We start from the raw sequence: 26,130 nt of genomic DNA on the forward strand, positions 1-26,130 counted from the left end.
AAGAAAAGGGAGGAATGCCCATGAAGCCTCGCCAAGGAATCATCCGCTGGCTCAATGCACTTTGCCTGTCCATCGCGCTGGTGATGCCGCAGCTATCACTGGCCGATGCCGTTAAAGAAGAACCTACCGCGCTGGCCATGGTTGCAGATACCGTGATCGTGCGCCCCGTGATGCTGGCGTTTACCGTAATCGGCACCGCCTTCTTCGTCGTCAGCCTGCCGTTTTCCACGCTGGGTGGCAACGTAGGGCAAGCCGCCGATACCCTGATGGTGCAGCCGGCAGCGAATACCTTTATCCGGTGTTTGGGGTGTACGCGGGTTAAGTACAAGGATGCGGAGGACTGAGGGAGCTCTTCCCTCCGTCATTGCGCACCCAAAGCGCTGACTGTCATTGCGAGGAGCGAAGCGACGAAGCAATCTCATGCCGCCCCCGCCAAAGCCAAAAGATCGCCACGTCGCTGCGCTCCTCGCGATGACGGCCGAGCCGAAAAGTGTCGTCATTGCGAGCAACGCGAAGCAATCTCCCGAACCCCACCCGCATCCACACCATCGCCCAAACTGTAACGTAGTGCCGCCCGCAGAAGAAATTCCGCCAAAACACTGCATTTTAGCCATAGCAACCCTATAATCGGTGGCCAGAGAATAAAGTATTTGCCTCCAGTTCCAGCAATTGGGGGCGTTTTTGGGGCCTCCGTTTTGTTGCGTTACATCACACTTCAACCCTCCTGGCTAGCGGGCGTAGCTGCGTTCTTGCTAGCGGGCTCGCTGCATGCTGCTCCTTGGATCACCCCCGACGATGCTCGGCTACGACACCATATACACGTACTGGCAGATGCCGCGCTGATTCGCGTGCCGGTAAACACATGGCCACTGATGTGGAGTGGGGTGATCTCCGAGGTCAACCGGGTAAAAAGCAAGCCACTTAGCCCATCGCAGCGTCGCTCCGTTGAATATATTCAGCAAGTCTTTGATAAAGAAAGCGTTTCTAACCTTTCGCTTGGCTACTCCTATGCTGAGCAGATGAACCCAATCCGTGGTTTTGGTGACACTCGCCGAGATGAGGTGCAGGGCTATCTCGCCGGTGAGGTAATGGGCGAGCGCTGGGCGGGCAAACTGCAGGTGAATAACATTGGCGACCCGCTGGATGGCGAGCACACCCACTACGACGGCAGTTATCTCACTGGGCTGTTGGGCAATTGGGCTTTTACCGTGGGTGCAATCGATCGCTGGTGGGGCCCTGGCTGGGAGTCCGGATTGATTCTCTCCAACAGTGCCCGCCCCGTGCCGGGTATCAGCCTCCAGCGCAACAGCTCGGAGCCCTTTGAATGGGATTGGTTGCGGTGGATCGGGCCCTGGCAGTTCACAGCCTTTGCCGGAAAGCTGGAAAGCGACCGCGTTATACCCGATGCCAAGCTACTGGGCGCGCGATTCAGCTTTCGCCCGCTGCGCTGGTTGGAACTGGGCTTGTCGCGCACGGCGCAGTGGGGCGGCGGCGACCGGCCGCAGGATTTCTCCAGTTTTAAAGATCTTTTGTTGGGTAAAGACAATCGCGGCAGCAGTGGAATCAGCGAGGAGAACGAGCCGGGTAACCAGCTGGGTGGCTTGGACTTTCGGGTATCGATTAATACGGCAATTCCGATAGGGTTCTATGGCGAGTTTATCGGTGAAGATGAGGCCGGCGGTGTGCCGTCTCGATATATTTATACCGCCGGTATTGATACCGTTATCCCGGTAGGTGATTCTTCGCTACGTATTATCTTTGAGAGCAGCGACACGGCGGCCAATCGGATGAGCGGCACTGCCCGCTTTAATTATGCCTATGAGCACGGTATCTATAAGAGTGGCTATCGCTACCGAAACAGGCCTTTAGGGGCTGGCGTAGACAACGATTCCCGAGCCCAGCACCTTGCGCTCAACTGGCTGCTTGATTCCCGGCAAGATGTTCGAATTAGACTGTCGCAGTTCGATCTCAATACGGATCAGGCAGGCAGTCAGGTTTACACCAATGGCAATGCGGTCGCTGTTGGCGAGAGCCATGATTACGCTGCAATATTGAACTATACCTACCGTGCTCCCAGCTGGCGCGCATCATTAGGATACGAGCATTACAGCGGTGACCTAAGGCTGAGAGGTGTGGATGCGGGTGACGATGTTGTGTCCGTCTCCATGGAATACGCATGGTGATGATAGGCCTCAAACACTTTTTACTTAGCCGTGCGATACTCCAAGCATCGCTACACTTAAATTTCAAAAATTAAAAACCGATGACCATATTCAAAATAGCTAATCGACTCATCCCGTTTCTGCTTGCACTAAGCGTATCTGCAGGCACCTTCGCTCAAGGTATTAGCCCGGAGCAGATTGCCAGCTTCAGCTCCATGAGCGCCGCAGAAAAGCAGCGCTTGGCCAAACAGTATGGCGTGAGCCTTACTCAGGTAGGTGGCAGCGAACAGAAAACGGAAGAGCTGCCACAAACCATTCAGCGTATTGAGCAAGGTCAGCGCATAAAGTATCAGCCGGAAGATGACGCCGAAGAAGGCTTGCCGCTATTTGGCTACAACGTCTTTGCGGGGCAAACAACCTCGTTTACGCCGATAGCCGATCTGCCAGTACCCAGTGACTATGTGGTTGGCCCGGGCGACGAAATCAGTATTCAGCTTTACGGAAAAGAGAACGAGCAGCATTTTCTCGTCGTAGGCCGCGATGGCTATATCAATATGCCAAAACTCGGCCCCATTTCAGTAGCGGGCAAGAGTTTTCAGCAGGTGCGAGAAGATCTGCGCCTGCGCATCAAAAGACAGATTATTGGTGCTGAATCCGCCATCGCAATGGGCGAGCTGCGGCTAATGCAAATTTATGTGCTGGGCGACGCCAATAAACCCGGCGCCTACAATTTGTCTTCACTCGCAACCGTAACCCAGGCTCTGATTGCCGCTGGCGGCGTTGCTGAAACAGGCTCGCTGCGCCAGATTGAAGTGCGTCGTGGAACGGAGGTGGTTCAACGCGTTGACCTCTACGACCTGTTGCTGCGAGGTGATAAGAGCAGTGACATTCGATTGCAGTCGGGTGATGCGGTATTTATACGCCCCGCAGGGAATCGCGTAAGCGTAGAAGGCGAAGTGGTTCGTGAAGCGATTTATGAAATCAATAATGGCACAAGCTTGGGCGATATTTTGCGCATCGCTGGAGGCCTAAAATCCAGCGCACTGAAAAGTAACGTCACCATTAAGCGCGCAACTGACCAAGGCCTGAAAGTATTTAGTCGCAACGTAAGTAATCGCTCTGAGGCAGCATTCAAGATGCTGGCCGGAGATGCCGTGTTTGTGCAGCAAAAGGCAAAATCCTACGCCAGTGCTATTACCCTGTCAGGTGCATTCACAGATGCCGGTCGGCATGGCTTTGTTGCAGGTATGCGAGTTTCTGATCTCCTGCAAACCAATGTGCTGCGCGATGATGCAGATAAAAACCTGGCGCTTTTAGTCAGTACCGATAAAGCAGGATATACCACCGCTCGCTACCTTCCATTGCAGGTAGTGTTAGATAACCCAGCCCACAATGACAATTACCTGTTACAGGAAAACGATGAGCTGATTGTATTCCCGGGCATTGGCTTTTTACGTTGCTCCGCTGATGAAATTTACGGAAGCGAGCAACGGGAAGTAGATGCGCAGTCAATCGAAAACGTATTGCAAAAAATAAAGGCGCAACATGAAGAGTCGCTGACAATTTCGCAAGTCGCAGATGAAGGCGCAAAAGAGAATTATCTGGATGTAGCTCAAGAGCTTTTACGTCAGCAGGAATACTCTCAGCTAGAGAAAGAAAAGCTCGCGCTGAAGCGAGAGCATTGTGGGCTGCGCGCACGTTATAACCCGGGTTTGGTATTTAACCGAAGCGCAGATGAACTAGAGGAAGAAGCCTCAACTCGCCTGGAAGATCTCGAAGATGAGGCGCTCATGCTAATTAACGAAGAGCGTAAGTCATTGCTTGCTCCGCTCTTAACAAAGCTACGCCTCCAGTCCAAATACGATGAGTTCCAGCAGATTGTTGAGATCCGGGGTGAAGTTAAATACCCGGGCATCTACCCCTACAGTGAGAAGCTAGATGCCAAAACGCTGCTCGCGATCGCGGGTGGCACAATGGAGAGCACCTATCGTCAGCAAGTTGAACTGACGCGATTATCTCGAGACCAAGGTCGGTTGAGGTTGGTTCACACCAATTTAAAGCTTACGGATCAGGAGCTGATAGAGGCAAAGCTTCAGCCTCGCGATAGAGTGAGTGTTTTTCAGCACCCCGATTGGCGAAATGATCTAACCGTTAAGATAGCTGGCGAAGTGCTTTTTCCTGGATCATATGCTGTCCAGCGTGGAGAGACGATAAAGGATGTTATAGAACGCGCAGGCGGGCTGACCGAGTACGCCTTTCCAGAAGGCGCTGTGCTTTCCAGAAAGAGCCTAAAAGAAAAAGAGGCTAAAGAGCTTCAGAGGCTTCGAGAGAGCCTAAAACAGGAAGTCGCCAGTATGGCTCTTCAAAAGAGCACACCAACATCGGGTTTAAGTGTGTCTCCGGTAGAAGCAATACGAGCTGTTGACCAATTAAGTGAAGTGGAAGCTTTAGGACGATTGGTTATTGACTTGCCATCAGCCCTTGCTTCGGAAAGTGCAAATAACGTACGCCTAGAGAACGGAGATGAGCTTTATATTCCTGTTCATAGCGATACGGTAACGATCGTGGGTGAGGTGCAGTACCCCTCCAGTCACGTATTTGAAAAAGGCCTTTCCTACAAGGATTATATTGCCAAAGCTGGCGGTATGCGCGAAAGAGCAGATAATGATCGCGTTTATGTTATTCGAGCCAATGGTGAAGTGGCCGTGCCAAAAAATAGTTGGTTTGGTGCAGAAATTCGAGAGGGAGACACAGTGGTCGTTCCGATCGATGCCCAATACACAGACAAGTTGAGTTTATTTGGATCCGTAACCCAGATACTCTATCAACTTGGTATCGCCTACGATGTTATCCGAGACTAAGCTGAAAAACGGAATTCCTATGCATGAGAATTCGCCGCAAGACGCCGAGCTGCGCCCCAGTCAGCGTGGGTATACGCCCGGAGCCCACCCTGCGCCCTTTTACGGTGACGATGAAATTGACCTAACTGAATTGGCGAAAACCCTGTGGGAGAGCAGGTGGCTGATTGCTGCTATCACTGGGGCGTTTGCTGTTGTCGCACTTGTGGTCGCGTTAATGTTGCCCAATTACTACACCTCAAAAGCTGTGCTGGCTCCAGCCGACGCCGCTGGAGGGAGTGATTTAGCGAAGTTGGCGGGTCAATTCGGTGGATTAGCGAGCTTGGCTGGCATTAACTTGGGGGAGGGGGGGGCGGACAAAACCACGCTGGCTTTGGAAGTGCTTAAATCCCGTGCTTTTATCACGGGATTTATTCGCAGGCATGAGCTTGAAGTTCCGTTATTGGCTGCCAAGGGTTGGAATGCCGAACTCAGAGAATGGGTTATTGATCAAGAAATTTACAACTCCAGCACAAGGCAATGGGTGAGAAACGTACGCCCGCCGAAACAGCCTTCGCCGAGTGATTGGGAGTTGTACGAAGTCTTTATGGAAGAAGTGATGAATGTGACCAAAGACGCTTCCACGGGTATTGTGACTGTCAGCGTTGAGCTAATGTCGCCACAGGACGCTAAATTATGGGCCACTTGGTTGGTGGAAGACCTCAACAACCATATGAGAAGAAATGATATCAACGATGCGCAAAAGAGTATTGACTATCTAAATACTCAAATCGGAAAAACCGTCGTCGCAGAAATGCAACAAGTCTTGTACGCCTTGGTCGAGCAGCAAACGCAGACTATGATGCTTGCTCAGGTCAGAGATGAATATACGTTCAAAGTGGTAGATCCTCCCGTGATACCTGAGGAAGAAAGCCGACCCCAGAGATTACTGATATGCATTATAGCTACAATGGTAGGGGCATTTCTTGCCCTTGCAGCTGCGCTGTTGCGCAAGTCCTTTGAGGCTATGGGGAAAAGTCAAGTCGATGTCTAGTGTTCTCGGGGAAATCAATTCTACAGATTTATATGTATTAGTTCAGACCCAATCTGACACTTCACGTTGAAAAAGTGAGGGTTACCGGTTTTGATTGAAGGTGACTAGACCTGAAATCAACCGAAACCAGAGGTAACCCTCATGCTCCATACTAACGACAAGATTGTTAAACACAAGGTAGGCCTGATCAATTTGGCGGACGAACTGGGCAACATATCCAAATGACCTTTCCCCAGAGTTAGTACCACAGCTCTGATGAGATTTTCCAAAAGTTATGCTGCCTGGTTTGCAAATGCAACAGGTGGCAGATAGTCCAGAGAACTGTGTGCTCGAACGTGGTTGTAGTGGTGCCGCCACTGATCGATCTCGACTCTGGCTTCCTCCATTGACCGGAACCAATGACGGTTTAAACACTCGTTTCTGAACTTTCCATTCAGGCTTTCTACAAAAGCATTCTGCGTAGGTTTTCCAGGCTGTATGAATCCAAGTTTCACGCCTGATTCCTGGCTCCAGAAGAACATCGCCTTACTGGTAAATTCGGTGCCGTTGTCGCAGATAATCGTATTCGGTTTACCGCGAGCCTCGATTAACTGGCCAAGAAAGCGAGCAACTTGCCGTCCACTAATCGACACGGAAACCAGCTGCCCAACCATCTCGCGGGAATAGTCATCAACGACATTGAGCACTCGGAAGCGTCGTCCATTACTCAACTGGTCTGACACAAAGTCCATCGACCAGCGCTGATCAACACCCAGAGGCACCTCCATTGGCAGCCTTGGGCGCTGTAGCTTCTTCCGCTTCTTGGTGCGTACCTGAAGGCCTTCTTCGGTGTAAATCCGGTACGTACGCTTCCTATTAACCACCAGTCCTTCCGCCTTAAGAAGGCCATGCAACAACAGATAGCCATAAGCAGACTGCTCAACAGCTAATTCCTTTAGCCTGGCTCTCAGAGCCCCGTCGTTGCTTGGTCTGGCCTGATAGCGATACGCCGTTCGGCTGATGCCCGCTAACCGACAGGCGGCTCGTTCACTGATGCGATGTTCTACGATCATGTGCTTGGCTGCCTGCTTGCGACCAGCGGGCTTCACCACTTTTTTGACAGCACATCCTTCATTGCTTCAACTTCAAGGAGCTTATCCGCCAATAGCTTCTTGAGTTTGCTGTTCTCGCTTTCCAGTTCACGTAATCGCTTGGCTTCGTTGACTTCCATGCCGGCGAACTTGCTGCGCCAGTAATAGAAAGTGCCGTTTGAAATACCCAGGTTACGACAGATGTCTTCAACCTTGGCTCCGGCCTCATGCTCTTTGATGGCCTTGATGATTTGCTCGTCGCTGTATCGCTTCTTCATTCTGAGATCTCCATCCCGTTAGGTTAACTGGAAATCTCATCGTGGTCATGGTTCTAAAATTGGGGGAAAGGTCAAAAGGTCAAAAGCAGCGTAAAAGTTTCTACGAATAACTGCCGTTTAAATTGGGGGGATTACAGTTCTAAAATTGGAGGAAAGGTCACGATGGCAAAAGAATCTGGAAGGAAAAGTTCGTAAATTGAACCTGACCTGACAGGCACCTTCCGAAAAACCAGTAGCTGTCAGATCAAGTCTGAATTACTACAATTTATAGTTCACTTCTTCAATCAGATAAGTCACGCTTTCGTTCCAAGATAAAATATGGTATCCGAAAACCTTGAATTAAATTTACTTAGTGCTCGTGTATATGATTTTGCGTACGAATTTTTATAGATGAATTTAGCGCTCTGAAAGCCCGCGTTAGCGAGTAGATAGTCAAGCTCTTTAGCCGTGTATTCCTTATAATGTCTAGCATAAAAAGGCAGATCAAAAAAACCTTGTCCGCTTTCGTTCTCATTCCGGTTCACATTCGGCCAGCCTATTCCTTTTCCAAATACAGCTCTAATCCTGTTTTTCAATTTTGCAGCGTTAGGCGTAGACAGTATCACTCTGCCTCCAGGTTTTAAAATCCTATGTATTTCTCTGAGAACCTGTGGGACATTTACCATATGTTCAACTACTTCGAAAAATGTAACAACGTCGTATGAATCATCATTAAATGGTAAAGATTCATTGTCGATATCACAGTTGAAGGCTTTTATGGACAATTCTTTAAATCTGGAATCGATTAACGCGTTCTGCCAAAGACCTGCTACATGGACGTACTCAGAAAAGTCTCTTCGTATCATGTTTGTAATGTGTCCTGGTTCACCCCCGATATCAAGAACACAATCACCCTTGTTAATTACGTCTGACAATAAGTTATAAGTATGTAGATATCTTTTTGCGTGTATCGAAAAATAATGATCCTCGTCTTTAATATATTTGCCTTCATATTTTATTGGGTAATATGGCAATTCTGCTGTGATCTCGCTTATATATATTCTTTTGACGCTATTCACGCTCTCACCTTTTTCAAGTCGATAAGGGTTAATCCTTTCAATACAAGGTAGCTGGTTATTGCGCCAATAAGAATAAGCGCAGAAGCTCCTTCATACCCAAAATCCATAAACACACTAAAGCCTGCAGAGTAAACAACAATCATTGCAGATAAACTTGAATAAAAAATCAATATCGTTTTCATGTAGACCTTATGATAGTTCGCGAAGCCCTGATACTTTGACATTACAACAAAATATAAATAAACAAATACGACGGAACTTAAGCTTATCTCAAAATCACTGCCATATAGTAGGCTGATGAAATTTTCTGAAAATAACACCAGCGGAAATAATGCTACCATCATGGTCATCGCCATTTTGTTTCCTATGCTATTGGCTATGGAGCATCCTTCATGCCGGCTAATCTTGACGAATAACCCTGCTGACTTTTTTAAGTAATATATATTTAATGCCTGCAATATAACTTGGGAAAGGCCCAAATAGCTCAATAGAGCCATTAAGTAGCCAGCATCTTTTGGTGATACGACCTCAGACAAAATAACAGGCAGAAACTGAGCAGATAAATAAGCGAAAATCGCGACTATAATCATCCACCCGTTTGCGGAAAACATCATTCGAAGCGAGTGTATTTGATAACTCCAGTCCCATATGACTTCAAATTTTTGGTTATTAATTAGAAAATAAGAAAGTGTCGTAAGTCCATACGCAGCCACCAGTAAATAAATCGCATAATAGTAATTTGTGACTCCTGTCAGAGAAACGCATAACACTAATCCAAACAAAGAGATAAAATTAATGCTGATCTGCTTTCCAATGTCGCCGGAAATAACGCAAACTCTTCTATTAAATTCATTAAAAAAACGAAAGATGAGAAGAAAAATAAATAATATTGAAAATAGATACCCACTATCAATAGAGACATAACATGCAGTAAACAAGCACAACGGTAAAAAAAAGAGCAATCCCGGCACCAGCGTTCTAGCTATGATATTTTTTTTAACTGCGGCTTTAACTGTATAAAACTGGAGGATAAACGACGTCTCAAGCGCTACAAAAAGCATCATTATTAGATATAGCGTAGAAAATCGACCAAACTCCTCTGCGCCAAGATTTCTTGCCACCATAAACAAAAAAACAAAATTACTAAGTGAATAAGATGCTTGCTCGTACAAATACAAAAGCTTCGTATCAAGTAGCAGCCGCCTGCCTTTAAACAGTCTTATAGCTTCTGTATATATCGAGATCATGTGCTTGTAATTACCGCATTTTCAACCAGAAGTTATTCGTATAAGCTTTTACGATGCCTTTAAAAACTGCCTCGGGGCATTCTGCGGTGGTTTGTCAGGCTGGAAAACTCGAGTGCTTGGCAGAGTATGATCAGTCTACTATTTGCCTTTATCGTAACGAATTTTTCTACGTATAACCGCTTAAGTTGTTCGGGGGCCATTTTTAAAATACTGTGGCACGGATAGAGGCTTGCAATAGGTCTCAGTACCGCGACTAACGCGTAAAACTATGACTAATTGTCAGGATAAATTTCTGCCAACAGATTTTCGTAATCTTCAAGAATAGCACCCCATTTAAAATTATGCTGAAAGTTTGAGCTAGTATTGCGCTTTAGCGACAGATAAAGTTCGTCATCTTCAAATATTTGAGTGAATGCTTTGGAAAACGCAGCCGCATCTGATGCGTAGATCGCACCATCTTTCGCTACCCAGCGATTAAAAGGGTTATCGTGAGCTATTATTGCGTTTCCCGCTCCAAGTGCCTCAACTAGCGAGGGGTTTGTGCCGCCAACTTGATGGCCATGGACATAAACACGCGCATGAAATCGTAGTGCACTAACAATTTCGGTATCATAGATGGCGCCAAGAAAAATAACCTCATTGGATGCAGCCTTCATTACCTTATTCTGATAGGGGTTGGAGCGGTCGTAGTTGCCGAGAATAACCAGTTTTCTCCCGCGACGACTGGTCGAGAACCCTTGTACGATATCCAGAATGGAATTTTCAGGTTCCGCGCGTGCGACGACAATCGCATACTCCTCAGGAGATAACGAATAGTTAGTTAGTGCTTCATCGCTAGCAGTAGAGACCTGAGCGCCGCCGTACGGAATCATAGTAATTTTTTTCCGGCTGACGCGGGTCGCAAGGTGATCCTCGATTTTTGGGTGGTCGGCTATTAACTGGTTGCCAAGCCAGCAGCCAAATCGCTCATTCATCCAAAACCATACTTTGGCTGCAGCGCCCCATTTTTGTCTTTTCCACTCTATGCCATCCATGTTTATAACGTTGGTCTTACGGAAAAGTCTGTGCAGTACATTAAATAGTGCTGTGTTGTAGCCTAGCGTTAGATAAACGCCGCGATGTCGTAGTGAATGAATGGTAGAGCGAAGATCAAAAACAATAGTAGAAAAGGCCCTATTACCTTTAACCGGAATATGAATACGGCGAGCTCTCTGCCATTCGCTTTCATAGATTGGTCCGGCACCTTCTTCTTGGCAATAAACTATGACTTCCCAGTTTCGTTCAATTAGATACTTGCAAAGATGTTCTGCGAAGGTTTCAAAGCCGCCGTGTTGGGCGGGTAGACCTCTAATGCCAAGAATGATTAATTCTTTCACGTCATCTCCTGATAAACTTTTCGAGTTTTTTCTCCGATAACGTTCCAGTCAAAATTCTCTGCCACAAAGCTCTTGGCGTTTGCGGAAATATATTTCAGTGCGTTTGGATCGGAAAGTGATCTAACTATGGTTTCCGCAAGGGAGTCAGGGCTTTCTGACTTAAAGGTAAATCCATTTTGACCGTCAGTAATAATCTCTGCCATGGGCGCAAGATCAGAGGCAATGGGGGGGGCTCCATATGACATCGACATTAGTAGAACCCCGCTTTGATAGATCTTGCGGTATGGCAATACAACAACATCAGCTGCTGAGTAATAAGTATGAGCTTCAGCATCCGGTACATAGTTGATGTTTAGGTAAACATTTCCAATGATGCCGTAATCTCGAATCAGATTTTCGTACTTAGAAAAATCATCTTTCCAGACTTTTCCGGCAATAACCAATTTTGCGTTTGGAATGATGTTGATAACGTCCTTGAATGCTTTTATCAATATGTCTAAACCTTTCACAGCTTTTATTTGCCCAAAAAATAAAATGACCGGTTGGTTTGGTTCTAATCCAAGCTTGACTTTGGCGTCGGTTTTACACAGAGATATGGCGGAGCCTAAGTAGTTGCCGTGCTGTACTACGTGAATGTCAGGTATGGCTATTCTTAATTTCGAAGCAAAGCGTAATAATTCATCGTGCATGAATTTATTATGAACAATAATTTTGGATATTTTTTTTAAGCAAAATGCTGAATACGCAGGCCTTCCTTTATAGGAGAAACTCTCTATATCATGAAGAGTTATGCATATTTTATGGCGCAACAGTTTGGCTAGGGAAACCATTAGCGCTTCCATAAGCCCAATGCCAAAAAAATGATAATGTACGGCAAAGACTTTCTGTTTTCTCGCTTGGTATAGCGACGCCAGTAGGCCGGAAATAAACCGATAAATTCGTAGAGCCTTTGGTGAGGACCCGTAGATATTCTTAAAATTTTTATATACAAGTATATTTCGTTCGCTAAGTTCCGAGGTGGCATCACAAGTAAACCAGCTCACGGAAACGCCAGCGTTTTCAAGGCCCTTTGAAAGTGACCAGTCGTAGTAGTTCATGCCGCCGTGCCCGCCAACGGGCTCAATTAAAGCTATTCGCACTGGGAGTGAATCCAAGTCAGAGGGTGCTTATCCGAAAGAAGTAGGGAAAGCTTTTCTAAGTCTTTTTGATAGTAGTTCTCGACCCTGGCTCGGAAATCATTTGACAGGGAAGGCTTATCTTGCGAGGAGAACAATGATTTCTTCAAGAAGCTTTGAGTCTTGGCAGGAAGAAGTCGAGCAGCATTTCTTGCGGACTGAGATTCATACAATTTGGCTATCAGTGAATTTTTGGGTGATTTATATTGGTTATGCACTTTTCCTGAGTATAAATTTTCATTTGAGGCTACCTCAAGAAATTCACATATTAACTCCAATGTATTTTTGTGGTCATTTCTTAACTGATGATCCCATATCACCATTACTTGATTTGCGCTGAAGGTGTCGATGTAGCGCTTGATCTGTTCATAATATCTGCCCAAAAGAAAGTACTGCTGGTAGTGTTTTGTAAAGATGTCTGGTTTTGTGAATACTTCCTCTATCGTGGCAGAGATATGCCCAATGCGTTTATCCATAAGGTAGTGAGAAAAAGCGCGGTCAACCGGGTTTCGCAAACTTATTATAATTTTTGCGTTCGGGTTGTGTGCATAAATGCGTTGCGCTACGCCTTCATAATATAAATAAGATACGCTGCCTTCACCAAGCACAGAATTACATGTGGCATGAGAGAAAGCCTGTTGGTATTGTTCGGCAGTGACTATCGATGGCTTCTCATAATAGAGGTTTTGAGCGACTATATACTGATAGCTAAAGTAGTTAGTCTCTTTTGGGCGACTCATGCATATTTGGGGGTGTGAGTCCAAATATTTTGCTAATGATGTAGTCCCGCATTTCGGTGCGCCGACTATGAAAAAGTCACATTTTCTCAATGGTATTCCCGTCTTTCAATTGAGTTCGTAATACTCGGATCATCAAAATAATTTTCCCGTGTTCTTCAAAATTATTATTTTATAGCATTTTCGAGGGAAAACCCTTATGCCGCTTTACTTCCTCTGGAGGCTTGTTCTTTGTGCGCACTTAATACTTCGAAGGTCTATTTTAAGAACTTGCCGGAGTCATATTTTGTTAAGCTGAAAAAGCCATTTAAGAAAGTTCTGGCAGCGTTGTTGTAGTTTTTCCATTTAGGGGTGCCTATATATCTTAGGTGGACTGGTTTCTTCAAATAAGTAGGGATTGGGGTGTCGACTGTATCGACTCTTTTTCAGGTGGCGTATGTTTTTTGGAGGTTGTGTTCAGAAATTAGTACGCCTGCTAGGAGCAATCCAGGGGCGGCGGCTACGGGAGATATTGCTGAGCTCGCGAAAAAAGAAGTGAATAGAATGCCGCTTAGCATAGCTAGGCATGCCATCCGCATCTTGGCTGTTTTTGTGTCGACAGGTTCCACTTGTATAATACGTTTAATTAGCGAGCCAAAGAAAATAAAATAGGCTGATAGTCCAAAGACTCCAGTTTGGAAGGCGATTGAGCCTACTAAGCTTTCCTCAACCCTTTCGTCATTATGGCCTGAAGAGTATATTATCGCCATAGTGCCAGATGTTCCTAGACCGTGGCCAAGTGGCTTGGCAGGTATGGACTCAAGCCCTCTTGTTAATCCGGTCATGTGACGCTCAAAATTGCTAGAGTGAGACCCACTCGTACTGGCGAGAATAAACGCCATTGCTAAGAAAGAGAGGGCTATATAACCAAGAAGTTTATGTTTTAGCATAAGCCAGAAAGCTACCCCGAAGCCAGCTAAGACCATGCCTCCGCGGCCAATAGTTAGAAAGATTGCGATTGCAAGCAGAATAGATGATAGGAGGCTCCAACTTTTTCTAGGCCCGAAATATATTATGGACAAAATAAATCCAACGGACATTGCCCTGGCAGCAGCAGTAGCGTCGCCGACAGTTGAAACTAACCTTCGAGTAAACCCTTGTCCGGTGTAGGTAAACCAATGCTGCGGCAGCTCATCTCTAAGCGAAAATGCAAAATTTGCATTTTGAAATTTAATTAGGAAGTAGTCTGTTGCTCCCCATAAACCCCATAGTGAATTCCAAAACAGCCTCTCTATAATTCCAAATATTGCTAGGCTTAACATGAAGCCAGTGATAACTTTTGCCGCATAATCCGAGTTGATGCTGTATGAGTAAAATGCTCTGCCTATGAGATAGAAGGCTACTAGCACAAAAATTTCTCTAAATGACGCGATTGCAGCAATGCTAACCCCAGCGCGAACAAAATAAATCAAAAACACCAAAATTAGAAATATCGCAGAATACTCAGCTGATGCAGCTTTCCAAAATCCCTTATTTAGTGACGCCGCAGTAAGCGTGGCCGCGAGGAATATATCTTCTAGTCCGCTGCTAATTATAACAAATACAAAGCTTTGCGATGCGCTTGCCAGAGGCATCGAGGCAAATGTCATCCAATAAAGGACGAAAAGTTGGACGATAAATGCTTGCCTTGCGTTTTTGTGGGCGATTGCGGTTCCAGCGATAAACGTGCAGGCTATAAAAAAAACAACGCTGCTAATTGAGCTGTGTGCATATAAAGAATCAGTTAGTAGTACTGTCGCGGCAGCAAAAAAAAATAGAAGATAAATTGCAATACCAGAGATCAATGGTGCGGCCTTTGTTTGCTGTGTTTTTATATGGTTTGTTCTGAGGGTTTGAGCGCTAGCTAATTATCTTTCGCTGCTGGGTCTATAAAACATTTAGATCATGGAGGCTGATATCCCGTTATGCGTTTACTTCCATAATTTTGTTTTAGTATGCTCCTTTGTTATGAAATCCTTTAACCAAGGTGAGGACTATTACTTTTAAGTCTAAGCCTAGTGACCAATTGGTAATATAATAAATGTCAAACTCAAGGCGCTTTTCCATCTTGTAAAGATTGTCGGTCTCTCCTCTCCACCCATTAATCTGAGCCCACCCTGTTATTCCGGGTTTTACTAGGTGGCGTTGCATATAGCCCGTGATTTGGTCTCTATACAGCTCATTATGAGCAACGGCATGCGGTCTTGGACCAACAATGCTCATGGTGCCTTGCAGTACATTGATAAATTGGGGTAGTTCATCCAGCGAGGTTTTTCGCAGGAAAGCTCCAACCTTAGTAACTCTTTCGTCGTTCTTTTGGGCTTGAACCACTACATCACCATTGTCACAGCAGGTCATTGAGCGAAACTTCCACACTTCAATCTCTTCGCCGTTAATGCCATAGCGGCGCTGTTTGAATATGACTGGGCCGGGCGAGCTGAGCTTTACTGCCGCGGCTATAAAGAGCATTGGAATAACGATTGCTACCAAGATTGTGCTGCCAAGAATCAGGTCTTCTGCTCGCTTGATAAAAGCATCAAAAGAGTCAAAAGGTGAGTTGTACACACTCACGACAGGCAGTCCGCCAATTTCCCTGCTGCGGGCGTTAAGCATGTTAAATGTAAAAATATCCGGCACTATATGAACGCAGCAGGGAGAGTTCGTGAGTTCGTCCACTAAGGCTTTGATAGTTTCTTCTTCCTTCATGGGCAAGGCGATGTAGATGTCGTCAAAGGCGGCAGCGCGCGCTTGAGAGATCAGCTCTCTCGTGGAGCCCAGCACTTTTAAAGCCTTTGCTTCCTCGCTGTCGTCTTTGAATTGAAGAGGATGGGTTCCTGTGTCTACGCGGTCGTCATAAAATCCTTCAATATTGAGCCCCATCCATGGGCTGTTAAGTACACTTCGAGCAAGGCTTACGCCAGGCTCTTTGGCGCCTACAATGGCAATAGTGCGAGTGTTGATGCCGATGAGGCGGAATTGCCGTAATAAAATGCGCGCAGATACACGATAAAAGCTTATGGCAGTAGGAACAGCGATGGCCCAAGAGACCACCACAATGTTGTCGTAGTGATCGCCAGCGCTGAAGAGAAAGGCGGTAGTCAAGAGTGTGCCGAGTACGACAATCCATGCCGTAAAAACGGTTTTGGCTTCAGTGAACAGCGACTGCCCGCGCCATGAGTGATATAGCCCGTACTTGTTGGCGACGATATGCAGCAGTACGGAGCTGGCAAAGGCTGCAATTTGATATGGAACAGTCCAGTCGATAGGAGAAACGTAGATAAGGGTGGCGAGCAGGCCCCAAACCAGTGATACATCAGCCAGCTGGTGTGCGGCAACTAACATGGAGTGGTGTTGGCGAATAAAACCTGTCGCGGTTTGTTCCCCCGAAATTAGAAGTGAGTGTTGCGAGTTCAAATTTATTACCCCAACGGCTGCGGCCGTGTGCTGCGTCACATTATCTTTGGTTGTCCGAGAGTGACTTGCTAGCTTAATACCTGCGAGAGTCAATAGTTAAATTTTGGTTTTGAGCGTTCGGCAAGACCATTGATTCTGAGCCAAAATTGCTCAAAAACCAAGCTGTCGGCCCTGAAAATAGTCGGAATTTCCCCCATTTGGTCTAATTTGGTGCGGTGCTAGCGCTCTTGGAGTGCCTAACCGAGTTGTATTAGCTACTCCTGCAGGTATTGGGCCAAGTTTGGGTGGCCTGTGCAGGTGGGGAGCATGGGGGTGGAATGTTACGGGGGTGTGATGGGGGGAGATTGCTTCGTTGCTGCGCGCCTCGCAATGACGGGGTGCGGTGGGCGCAATGACGGGGAGTGGAGATTGCTTCACTGCGTTCGCAATGACGGAAAGCTTATGTTTCTCATTATTGATTAAGCGGAATTTAAGTCTATAATGAGAAACAAATATGGAGGTTGTATGCCCGCAAAGGCTCCGCCTATTAATGACAGGTCCGCTGTTGTCGCTCGGTCGATAGGTCAGGCTGTGCGTGAGCGGCGGCTTTTGCACGGCGTTAAGGTTACAACGCTTGCTGAGGCGGCGGGAGTTTCTCGGGTGACGGTCTTTCGAGTTGAGAAAGGGGAGCCTTCAGTTACTCTGGGGGCCTACCTTGCGGTCTGTGACGCGCTGGATCTGGTGTTGAGCGCGGGTGAGCGTGAATCTCAGGCGGAGCCTGTTTTGCCGCTCACTATTCTGGTGAGTAACTATCCGCAGCTGCAGAAGCTGGCTTGGCAGATTCAGCCTACGGAGCAGCTGAGCCCTGCTGAGGTGTTTTCTATTTATGAGCGCAATTGGCGGCATGTGGATGCTGAGTCGATTATTCCGGAGGAGCAGGCTCTCATAGATGCCCTGCAGGCCGTATTTGGTGATTTCAATGTTTCGGCGTGAGCACCATCAGAGAATCGCCCAGATTTTGCTCTCGCTGGACGGTGATGTGCTGCGCGAGATGCAATGTTTCTTTGGTGGCGGAACCGCCATCGTTTTAATGCGCGATGAGTTTCGTGAGTCTGTTGATATTGATTTTCTGGTGTCGGATGCACGGTGCTATGGGGAGTTGCGCAGTAGCCTCAGGAGTGCAGGTTCTCTGGCGCCGATTACTCGAGAGGGTGTGCAGCCAATAGCGTTGGAGCGTGATCTGCGCGCGGATCAGTACGGGGTGCGCTGCCGTGTATTAGCTGGCGAGGTTGCCATAAAGCTGGAGTTGGTCCGCGAGGCGAGAATAGATTTTGATCCTGCGGATGCTGGTATTTGTGGTGTGCCAGTTCTGTCGGGGAGTGATTTGGCTGCGAGTAAGCTGCTTGCGAACTCTGATCGCTGGGCGGATGACGGTGTGTTAAGCCGAGATATTATTGATCTTGCCATGTTGAACGCTTCTCGACATGAATTGGCGAGGGCTTATACGAAGGCGAGCGCGGCTTATGGGCAATCCATCGAGAAGGATCTGAATAAGGCGATCGACAAAATGGTTGATCGCTCCGGGTGGCTGGACAGGTGTATGAATGCTTTGTCGGTGAGTGCGCCTAAAGCCTTGGTGCTTGAGCGGATTAAGGCATTGCGGCGGGTGGTGCGTGGCTAGGGAGTTGGGAGTGTGGGCAGGGAGATTGCTTCGCTGTGCTCGCAATGACGGGGTGGGGTGGGCGCATGACGGGGTGGATGATGGCTTGAGGGTATTGCATAGGTTGTCACCGCCAGCAAGTGATAGAATGCCCGCTTTTCAACCGGCAGGATCTTAGCCCCTTGAGCGATTCCGAACAGAAACCCTCCTTCTTTTCCCGTTTAAAAGACGGCCTTACCGGCGCCGGCGAAGATCTGGCGGCGGCTGAGGGCTTTATTGAAGACGCCGAGCTGGCGCCGTGGCAGCATGTTGAGCTCACTGAAGAGCAGAAAATGCGTCTGTTTGAGCGGCTTACTCGGGGCTTGCAGCAAACGGGCAGCAATATTGGTCAGGGCCTGGGTAATCTGATTCTGGGTCAGAAGACCATTGATGATGATCTGCTTGAAGAGATTGAAACCCAGCTGTTGATGGCGGATATCGGCATTGAGGCCACCCAGACCATTATCGACAACATCACCGATGCGGTTAAGCGCAACCAGTTGGCGGATTCCGAGGCCCTGTATCAGGCCTTGCAGGCGGAGCTGACCAACCTGCTGGCACCCTCACAGAATGAGCTGGTGATCGCCGAAGAGCATAAGCCTTATGTGATTCTGATGGTGGGTGTGAATGGTGTGGGTAAAACCACCACCATCGGCAAGCTGGCCAAGCAGCTGCAGGTGCTGGGCAAATCCGTGATGCTGGCGGCGGGGGATACCTTCCGGGCGGCGGCGGTGGAGCAGCTGCAGGTGTGGGGCGAGCGTAACAATGTGCCTGTGGTGGCCCAGCATACCGGGGCGGATTCGGCTTCGGTGATTTATGACGCCCTGCAGGCCGCCAAGAGCCGTGAGGTGGATGTGTTGATTGCCGATACCGCCGGGCGCCTGCACAACAAAGACAACCTGATGGAAGAGCTCAAAAAGGTTGTTCGGGTAATGAAGAAAATTGACGAGTCCGCGCCCCATGAGGTGATGCTGGTGCTGGATGCGGGCACAGGGCAGAACGCCCTGGCCCAGGCCAAGCATTTTCAGGAAGCGGTGGGTGTGAGTGGTATTGCGCTCACCAAGCTCGACGGTACAGCCAAGGGTGGCATTATCTTTGCCATTAGCCAGCAGTTGGGTATTCCCATTCGCTTTATCGGGATTGGTGAGGGGATTGGTGATCTGCGCCCCTTCCGGGCCGATGAATTTGTGGAAGCGTTGTTTGCTCGGAGGTCGGAGTAGGCAGGGGGAGATTGCTTCGCTTTGCTCGCAATGACGGGCGGTGGGGATGGAATGACGGGAGTGTCGTCATCGCGAGTCGCGCAGCGACGTGGCGATCTCTTTGAGTTGGCAGGGGGCTTAACGAGATTGCTTCGCGTTGCTCGCAATGACGGAAGAGTGTCGTCATCGCGAGGAGCATAGCGACGTGGCGATCTCTTTGAGTTGGCAGCGGGCTTAACGAGATGGCTTCGTGTTGCTCGCAATGACGGTGCCACGCGCTGCGTTCGCGATGATGGTGCTATACAATGCCCCCAACGATAATTACTGTGCTGTTCCATGATCCAGTTCGACGATGTCAGCAAGCGCTACCCCGGCGGCCATTCGGCGCTGAATCACCTGAGTTTTCAGGTGGATCACAACGAAATGGTGTTTCTCACCGGCCACAGCGGCGCGGGTAAGAGCACCCTACTCAAGCTTATTATGATGATGGAGCGGCCTACCTCCGGGCAGGTGTTTGTGGATGGCAAAAACCTAAATCGCCTGTCGTCGCGCAAGATCCCTCAGCACCGCCGAGAAGTCGGGGTGGTGTTTCAAAATCACCAGCTACTATTTGATCGCACTGTCTTCGATAACGTGGCTCTGCCGCTGATTATCGCCGGTTTTCAGCCGCGCGATGTGGGGCGGCGGGTGCGGGCGGCGCTGGATAAGGTGGGCCTGCTGGATAAAGAAAAGAAGAGCCCGGTGACGCTCTCCGGTGGTGAGCAGCAGCGGGTGGGTATTGCCCGGGCGGTGGTTAATAAGCCCAAGCTCCTGCTGGCCGATGAGCCCACCGGTAACCTTGATCCGCAACTTTCTGCGGAGATTATGCATCTGTTCGAACAGTTCAATCAGGTGGGCGTAACGGTATTGATAGCGACCCACGATCTATCATTGATTGCGCGCATGCCTTACCGGGTGATGTCGCTGCAGGAAGGTCAGATTTTGCATGGCGGGGTGTCTACCTTATGAGTGCCAACGCCGCCCGTCGACCGGTTAAATCCAAGCCTTCTGAACCCAAAACCCCCGGCACGGGTGCCAGCGTTAAACCTATTGGCCTGCGCGAGAAATGGCAGGGTTATTGGGCCAATCAGCGGCTAGTGGCAGGGCAGACCCTGCGCCGGTTGGTAAAAGAGCCGGCATCCTCTGCCATGACGGTGCTGGTGATCGGCATTGCGCTGGCGCTTCCTGTGGTGATGCTGGTGGCGCTGGCCAATATTGAACAACTGGGCCGGGGTTGGGATGGCACTGCGAAAATTTCTCTTTTTCTGGATCAAAAGCTGAGTGATGCCGATGCCCAGCGCTTTGCCAATAGCCTGAAAAGTCAGGCGGGTGTCGAGGCGGTGGAGTATCGCTCGTCCCGCGAAGCCTTGGACGAGTTTCGGGTTATGTCTGGCTATGGGGATGTGCTCAATTCCCTGAGTCGCAATCCGCTGCCGGCGGTGGTGCTGGTCACCCCAAAAGCGAGTGAGCAGATGGCGGAAACCAGTCGGCAACTGCTGGAGTTATTGGTCGCCAAACCTGAAGTGGCACAGGCCAAGCTGGATCTGGAATGGGTGCAGCGCCTGCACGCCATGATGGAGATTGGGAAGCGCATCACGCTGGCCTTGGCTTTTCTCTTGATGCTCGGCGTGCTGCTGGTGATTGGGAATACCATCAAACTGGCTATCGAAGCCCGTCGCGATGAGATTGTGGTAGTCAAGCTAGTGGGCGGAACCAATGCCTTTGTGCGGCGCCCCTTTCTCTATACCGGTTTCTGGTACGGCCTTGGCGGCGGCCTTACCGCCTGGGTGATTCTGCAGGCCAGCCTGCTGATTTTGGCTGGGCCGGTTTCCACGCTGGCCGGGCTCTATGAAAGTGAGTACTCGCTCATTGGGTTGGGCTTTGGCAATACGGTGATGCTCTGGATCACCAGTGGTTTATTGGGCTGGATGGGCGCCTTTCTGGTGGTGGGGCGGCATTTAAGCGGGATTGAGCCGCGCTAAGTGGCGCTAGCTAACTGAAAGTTAAGGATAATTTCGGTTTATCCACAGCTCGCATTTTGAACTTTTCTAGCTATTGGCACTCTAACTCCGCGAGTGCTAAACTTCAGGGCCGTTTCGGGCTTTAACCGCTTTTTTGGAGGACCTGCGCACATGGCAACCCAACTGCAGCCAATTCACCAATTGGTGCCGGGTAGCGATCTTTCTGCGTATATTCAGTCGGTTGGCAGTATCCCGGTGCTGAGCGCCGAGCGCGAGCGCGCGCTGGCGGAAGACCTGTTTTACAACCAAAATCTTGAAGCCGCTCGCGAGCTGGTTATGTCGCACCTGCGTTTTGTGGTGCACATCGCCCGCAGCTACAGCGGTTATGGCCTGCCCCAGGCTGACCTGATTCAGGAAGGCAATGTGGGCCTGATGAAGGCCGTTAAGCGTTTCGACCCCTCTAAAGGCGTTCGTCTGGTGTCCTTTGCGGTGCACTGGATCAAAGCCGAAATTCACGAATTTATTCTGCGCAATTGGCGCATTGTCAAAGTCGCCACCACCAAAGCTCAACGTAAGCTGTTCTTCAATCTGCGCGGTGCCAAGAAAAAGCTGGCCTGGCTGAACAATGATGAAGCCACCGCCGTTGCCAAAGATCTTGGCGTCGAAGTGAAAGACGTGCGCCAGATGGAAAGCCGTTTGGCCGCAGTGGATGTGGGCTTTGACGTGGATGTGGATGACGACTCCCCCTCGCCCGCGCCGGTGCAGTACCTGGAAGACCACAGCGCCAACCCGGCCCAGTTGCTGGAATCTGCCGACTGGGAAAGCGATACCCACGAAAGACTGGCTGTGGCCATGGGTGAGCTGGATGAGCGCAGTCGCGATATTCTGCAGGCCCGCTGGTTAAATGAAGATTCCAAGGAAACCCTGCATGAACTGGCCGCGCGTTATGGTGTTTCGGCAGAGCGGATTCGTCAGCTTGAGCAAAATGCGATGAAGAAGCTTAAGGCCTCGATGCTGGCTTGAGTGTTGCACTCTTGTCATTGCGAGGACTGTTCGTCATTGCGAACGTAGTGAAGCAATCTCCCGATAGTGGTACGCTGCATCACGAGGTTGCCGCGTCGCGTTGCTCCTCGCAATGACAGAGCTCCGCGAAGCGCTTTGGGTGCGCAATGACGCTTCCCGTCCCTTGTCATTGCGAGGTACGAAGCAATCTCCTTAGCATGGCACCTTGCATTACGAGATTGCCGCGTCGCTTTGCTCCTCGCAATGACAAGTGGGGGGGCAACACAATGACGGAGAGGTTTTAAACCTCCACCGTCAACGCCTTACTCTGCTCCTCAAACAATTCCCCAATCCCTTTTTCCGCCAGATCCAGCATGGCATTTAGCTCGGTTCGCGCAAACGGCGCCGCTTCAGCGGTGCCCTGAACCTCAATAAAGCCGCCGTTCGAACCCATCACCACATTCATGTCGGTTTCGGCTTTGGAGTCTTCCGGGTAATCCAGATCCAGCACCGGGGTGCCTTCAAACACGCCCACACTGATCGCGGCGATTTGCTGAACGATGGGGTTTTCTTTAATGGTGCCGGCTTTGAGCATGCTGGCGATCGCGTCGGCCAATGCGATATAGGCGCCGGTGATCGATGCGGTGCGAGTGCCACCATCGGCCTGAATGACATCGCAGTCTATTTGAATGGTGTTCTCGCCGAGTTTGTTCATATCCACGGCGGCGCGCAGGGAGCGGCCAATCAGGCGTTGAATTTCCTGAGTTCGGCCGCTCTGTTTGCCGCGAGCGGCTTCGCGGCTCATGCGTGAGCCAGTAGAGCGGGGCAGCATGCCGTATTCGGCGGTGACCCAGCCCTGACCCTTTCCGCGCAAAAAGGGCGGTACGGAATTGTCTACGCTGGCGGTGCAGATCACTTTGGTGTTGCCCATTTCTATCAGCACCGAGCCTTCGGCGTGGCAGGTAAATCGGCGGGTGATAATAACTTCACGCAATTGATCGGGTTGGCGGCCGCTCGGTCGAGACATGAATTGCTCCTGGCAGTTGATTCACAATTGAGGCCGGGGAGTATACCAGCTCGGCTTCGGCATTTTTGCCGGCCGTGATGGTAATCCCCCACTTTCCACCGAGAAAGGACGGGTTACAATGTTGGCCCATTGACCACAGCCGGAGACATCTCTTGCCTGTTCGCAGCATGACCGCCTTCGCCCATCAGCGCGCTGAAATGCCCTGGGGCACCGCCTCTTGGGAAATCCGTTCGGTAAACCAGCGCTACCTCGATCTCACCTTTAAATTGCCGGAATTGTGGCGCCATTTGGAGCCGGCGCTTCGCGACAGCCTGCGCAATGCGCTCTCGCGCGGCAAGGTGGAAGTGACTCTGCGGCTGCAGATGCAGACTCAAGCGAATGAAAGCCTGAAGGTGAATCAGGCATTGGCAGAACAGGTGATTGCCGCAGCCGCAGCCATTCAGGCGAAGATGCCCTCGAGTGCCCCTATCGATCCGCTGCGGGTGCTGCAGTGGCCCGGTGTGGTGGGTGAATCCCAGCCCGATGCCGACGAGGTACAACAAGCGCTGCAGCAACTGTTCGGCAAGGCGCTTAAAGAACTGCAGGCGGGTCGCGAACGCGAGGGCGCCGAGCTGAAAGTCATGATTGAGCAGCGCCTGGCCCAGATCAGCGAAATCACTGCTACTTTGAGAGGCGAAATGCCGCAACTGGTGCAGGCCCAGCGCGACAAGCTGACCCAGCGTCTTGAAAGTCTTAATGTTCAGCTCAATGAGGAACGCCTGGAAGCTGAAGTCGCGCTGCTCGCGCAGAAAATCGATGTGGCCGAAGAGCTGGATCGCCTCGATACCCACGTGCAAGAGGTCCAGCGCATTCTGAGCAAGGGTGGCGCTTGCGGCCGCAAGCTCGATTTTCTGATGCAGGAGCTGAATCGCGAGGCCAATACCCTCTCCTCAAAAGCGGTGGTGGCCGATAGCACCCAGGCAGCGGTGGAGTTGAAAGTGCTGATCGAGCAGATGCGCGAGCAGATCCAGAATATTGAATGATATTTTGCTCAGATTGTCGTATTTTCTTTATTTTTGAGCAAAAATACGCTCATAAAGCTTTCTGTCTCTTGTTTTTGAGCGAAATACCGCTCACTCTTGGTTTCTATGAGACCACTAACCCTTCAGATCTTCGTCGATGGCCAGTGGCAGGATGCTGCCACCTTTTCCATTCTTGAGCCCTCGCAGGGTTTGCAGGGGCTGTCGCGCTTGGGCTACGACCTTGATTACGCTCTGAGTTGGCTGGATAGCTGGGACGAGCATGCCTGTAGCCTCAACCTTCCGGTGCAACTCATGGTTGAGCACGAAGCGGCAGCGGGCTTTCGATTTCTTGATGACATTGTGCCGATGGGGGCTGCTCGGCGATTTTGGTTGTCGCATCTCGGGCTTGAAGGTGCCGGACGCGCCGAGCAGGAATTGCTGCTCTTGGAAAAAGGAACCATTGCGCCCGTTGGCAACCTGCGTATTAAAGAGTCTGTCCCTGAACCGGTGCCAAGCTCAACCTTGGCGACGCTTCGATTCACGGTTGAAGATGTGGTTGAGCGCAACACGGATTTTCTCGAGTACGCCCAGCAGATGGGCGCCATCAGCGGCGGGGCAACCGGCGCGGGTGGTGAGGCGCCCAAACTCTTGCTGCGATGCTCCTCTGAGGGGGAGATCTGGATTGATACCTTCCAGGATCAACACCACCTCCCTGATACCTTTTATCTGGTGAAGTTTCCGCGGGGCCGCCGCAGCGCGGATGACTGCGATATTCTCCGAGCCGAGTTTCATTTTTACGCCGAGCTGGAAGCGCTCGGAGTCAATACGATTGATACGGCAGGCATGCGCTTGGAAGAAGGCGAGCGCTACCCATCGCTTTGGTTACCACGCTTCGACGTGCAATGGTGCGGTGATCACTGGCGGCGTTTCGGTCTGGAGTCTGTTTATTCGGTTCTTGAAAAACCGGCAAGTAGTAGCCTCAATCATTTTTACGCGCTCGAGCACCTCTGCGAGCGGCTTGCGGCACTGGATGAATCGTTTGATCAGCAGGCTTTTGTTTGTGAGTGGGTACGGCGTGATCTTTTGAATATCGTGTTCGGTAATTCCGACAACCATGGTCGCAATACGGCTTTCCTGAAATCCGCGCAAGGTATTCGCTTGGCGCCAATCTACGATTTTGCGCCAATGAAGGCCGATCCGGACGGTGTGATTCGAAGCACGCGCTGGGGAGCTCCCTACGAAGAAGGCGGCGAATTTCGCTGGGATTTGATTGCCCAACAGTTGGACGCATTATGCCCCGCAGATAAGCTCATGAATGAACTGCGCGACATGGCCAAGAAACTGCGCGGCTTGAAGGGGCGGCTTCAAGAGCGGGGCGTACCGGAGCGGATTCTGGAATTCCCGTCGATTGGCTTTGGCTATCTAGAGCAGAAACTGCAGCGTTGGGAGTTGCTATAAATTGGGCGTTGATTTGAAACTGAGCGCACAGGAGCGACAGTCGCTCCTGCTTACACTGTATCGCGAGCATCTTGTAGGCGAGCGCACGCAGGGGGAACTGCTGCGCACCCTGCGCAAGCAGGTTCTGGGCTTTAATCAGACGGAGTATGCAGAGCTGGTTGGCGTCAGTCGCCGAACCTTGTCTGACATAGAGCGTGATTCGGGTAGCCCGACGCAAGCGGTACTGACGCGAGTATTCAAACCTTTCAGTTTGAAGCCGGGGCTAGTGCTTGCCCATCCCCAGCTAGTCAGTGCCTTTCTGAGTGAATCCTCAGCGCAGGCATCGGACAATGAGGCTCG

At 49.9% G+C, this 26,130-nt stretch carries 21 protein-coding genes and 1 pseudogene; 13 read left to right on the forward strand and 9 right to left on the reverse strand.

Going from position 1 to position 26,130, the window contains the following annotated elements; all coding sequences use genetic code 11:
• Positions 1–20: 20 nt before the first annotated feature.
• The 4 genes from FHR99_RS15230 to FHR99_RS15245 all read left to right on the forward strand — a co-directional run bounded on the left by FHR99_RS15230 (position 21) and on the right by FHR99_RS15245 (position 6,053).
• A complete protein-coding gene (locus FHR99_RS15230; RefSeq protein ID WP_183411562.1) occupies positions 21–344 on the forward strand; it encodes a hypothetical protein in 324 nt (107 codons plus the stop codon).
• A 504-nt stretch (positions 345–848) separates the two neighbouring features.
• Positions 849–2,183 carry a capsule assembly Wzi family protein gene (locus FHR99_RS15235; protein ID WP_183411563.1) on the forward strand — a complete coding sequence of 445 codons (1,335 nt, stop codon included), beginning with the start codon at positions 849–851 and terminating at the stop codon, positions 2,181–2,183.
• Positions 2,184–2,263: 80 nt separating this feature from the next.
• On the forward strand, positions 2,264–5,023 hold the full coding sequence (locus FHR99_RS15240) for a polysaccharide biosynthesis/export family protein (protein ID WP_183411564.1): 2,760 nt from the start codon (positions 2,264–2,266) through the stop codon (positions 5,021–5,023).
• A gap of 19 nt (positions 5,024–5,042) precedes the next feature.
• Positions 5,043–6,053 carry a Wzz/FepE/Etk N-terminal domain-containing protein gene (locus tag FHR99_RS15245; protein WP_183411565.1) on the forward strand — a complete coding sequence of 337 codons (1,011 nt, stop codon included), beginning with the start codon at positions 5,043–5,045 and terminating at the stop codon, positions 6,051–6,053.
• Positions 6,054–6,325: 272 nt separating this feature from the next.
• Here the strand turns inward: FHR99_RS15245 and FHR99_RS15250 are convergent.
• From FHR99_RS15250 to FHR99_RS15285, 8 genes are all read right to left on the reverse strand, one after another.
• A protein-coding gene (locus FHR99_RS15250) for an IS3 family transposase (protein WP_183411566.1) occupies positions 6,326–7,401 on the reverse strand; the annotation gives its coding sequence in 2 pieces (ribosomal slippage) (positions 6,326–7,152 and positions 7,152–7,401; 1,077 coding nt in all).
• Between the two features lie 293 nt (positions 7,402–7,694).
• Positions 7,695–8,459: a methyltransferase domain-containing protein gene (locus tag FHR99_RS15255; protein WP_183411567.1), complete on the reverse strand. Its 765-nt coding sequence runs from the start codon at positions 8,457–8,459 to the stop codon at positions 7,695–7,697.
• A complete protein-coding gene (locus FHR99_RS15260) occupies positions 8,456–9,706 on the reverse strand; it encodes a polysaccharide biosynthesis protein (protein WP_183411568.1) in 1,251 nt (416 codons plus the stop codon). Before FHR99_RS15260 ends, FHR99_RS15255 begins: the two co-directional genes overlap by 4 nt.
• A 272-nt stretch (positions 9,707–9,978) precedes the next feature.
• A complete protein-coding gene (locus FHR99_RS15265) occupies positions 9,979–11,082 on the reverse strand; it encodes a DUF1972 domain-containing protein (protein WP_183411569.1) in 1,104 nt (367 codons plus the stop codon).
• Positions 11,079–12,179 carry a glycosyltransferase family 4 protein gene (locus FHR99_RS15270; RefSeq protein WP_183411570.1) on the reverse strand — a complete coding sequence of 367 codons (1,101 nt, stop codon included), beginning with the start codon at positions 12,177–12,179 and terminating at the stop codon, positions 11,079–11,081. Before FHR99_RS15270 ends, FHR99_RS15265 begins: the two co-directional genes overlap by 4 nt.
• 32 nt (positions 12,180–12,211) lie before the next feature.
• Positions 12,212–13,087 (reverse strand): sulfotransferase family protein, encoded by an 876-nt coding sequence (locus FHR99_RS15275; RefSeq protein ID WP_183411571.1) that lies wholly within the window; start codon positions 13,085–13,087, stop codon positions 12,212–12,214.
• A 332-nt stretch (positions 13,088–13,419) separates the two neighbouring features.
• Complete coding sequence (locus FHR99_RS15280) at positions 13,420–14,817, reverse strand: hypothetical protein (protein ID WP_183411572.1); 1,398 nt, start codon at positions 14,815–14,817, stop codon at positions 13,420–13,422.
• Positions 14,818–14,962: 145 nt separating this feature from the next.
• The gene (locus FHR99_RS15285; RefSeq protein WP_183411573.1) at positions 14,963–16,354 is read right to left on the reverse strand and encodes an undecaprenyl-phosphate glucose phosphotransferase; all 1,392 of its coding nucleotides are present in this window, start codon (positions 16,352–16,354) and stop codon (positions 14,963–14,965) included.
• A gap of 576 nt (positions 16,355–16,930) precedes the next feature.
• On the opposite strand from FHR99_RS15285, the gene FHR99_RS15290 reads away from it, so the two are divergent.
• The 6 genes from FHR99_RS15290 to rpoH all read left to right on the forward strand — a co-directional run bounded on the left by FHR99_RS15290 (position 16,931) and on the right by rpoH (position 22,326).
• Positions 16,931–17,398 (forward strand): helix-turn-helix domain-containing protein, encoded by a 468-nt coding sequence (locus tag FHR99_RS15290; RefSeq protein ID WP_183411574.1) that lies wholly within the window; start codon positions 16,931–16,933, stop codon positions 17,396–17,398.
• A 25-nt stretch (positions 17,399–17,423) separates the two neighbouring features.
• The gene (locus FHR99_RS15295) at positions 17,424–18,086 is read left to right on the forward strand and encodes a nucleotidyl transferase AbiEii/AbiGii toxin family protein (RefSeq protein WP_246386968.1); all 663 of its coding nucleotides are present in this window, start codon (positions 17,424–17,426) and stop codon (positions 18,084–18,086) included.
• Between the two features lie 98 nt (positions 18,087–18,184).
• Positions 18,185–19,324, forward strand: a complete 1,140-nt coding sequence (gene ftsY / locus FHR99_RS15300) for a signal recognition particle-docking protein FtsY (RefSeq protein ID WP_425488639.1) — start codon at positions 18,185–18,187, stop codon at positions 19,322–19,324.
• A gap of 315 nt (positions 19,325–19,639) precedes the next feature.
• Entirely contained in the window at positions 19,640–20,311 is a 672-nt protein-coding gene (gene ftsE, locus FHR99_RS15305; protein WP_183411576.1) for a cell division ATP-binding protein FtsE, read from the forward strand.
• On the forward strand, positions 20,308–21,324 hold the full coding sequence (ftsX, locus tag FHR99_RS15310; protein ID WP_183411577.1) for a permease-like cell division protein FtsX: 1,017 nt from the start codon (positions 20,308–20,310) through the stop codon (positions 21,322–21,324). The genes ftsE and ftsX overlap by 4 nt, the downstream gene beginning before the upstream one ends.
• A gap of 150 nt (positions 21,325–21,474) precedes the next feature.
• Positions 21,475–22,326 carry an RNA polymerase sigma factor RpoH gene (rpoH, locus tag FHR99_RS15315; RefSeq protein ID WP_183411578.1) on the forward strand — a complete coding sequence of 284 codons (852 nt, stop codon included), beginning with the start codon at positions 21,475–21,477 and terminating at the stop codon, positions 22,324–22,326.
• A 280-nt stretch (positions 22,327–22,606) separates the two neighbouring features.
• Here rpoH and rph read toward each other — a convergent pair whose 3' ends face one another.
• The gene (gene rph / locus FHR99_RS15320) at positions 22,607–23,332 is read right to left on the reverse strand and encodes a ribonuclease PH (protein WP_183411579.1); all 726 of its coding nucleotides are present in this window, start codon (positions 23,330–23,332) and stop codon (positions 22,607–22,609) included.
• A 152-nt stretch (positions 23,333–23,484) separates the two neighbouring features.
• Here rph and FHR99_RS15325 point away from each other — a divergent pair, with 152 nt between their 5' ends.
• The 3 genes and pseudogenes from FHR99_RS15325 to FHR99_RS15335 form a co-directional block, all read left to right on the forward strand.
• On the forward strand, positions 23,485–24,354 hold the full coding sequence (locus tag FHR99_RS15325; protein ID WP_343067631.1) for a YicC/YloC family endoribonuclease: 870 nt from the start codon (positions 23,485–23,487) through the stop codon (positions 24,352–24,354).
• 105 nt (positions 24,355–24,459) lie between these two features.
• Positions 24,460–25,791, forward strand: a complete 1,332-nt coding sequence (locus FHR99_RS15330; protein ID WP_183411580.1) for a type II toxin-antitoxin system HipA family toxin — start codon at positions 24,460–24,462, stop codon at positions 25,789–25,791.
• Position 25,792: 1 nt separating this feature from the next.
• Positions 25,793–26,092, forward strand: a pseudogene (locus FHR99_RS15335) (helix-turn-helix domain-containing protein); the annotation flags it as partial.
• Between the last annotated feature and the right edge of the window lie 38 nt (positions 26,093–26,130).

The organism is Litorivivens lipolytica (genome assembly GCF_014191715.1).
Classification (GTDB): Bacteria; Pseudomonadota; Gammaproteobacteria; order Pseudomonadales; family Spongiibacteraceae; genus Litorivivens; species Litorivivens lipolytica.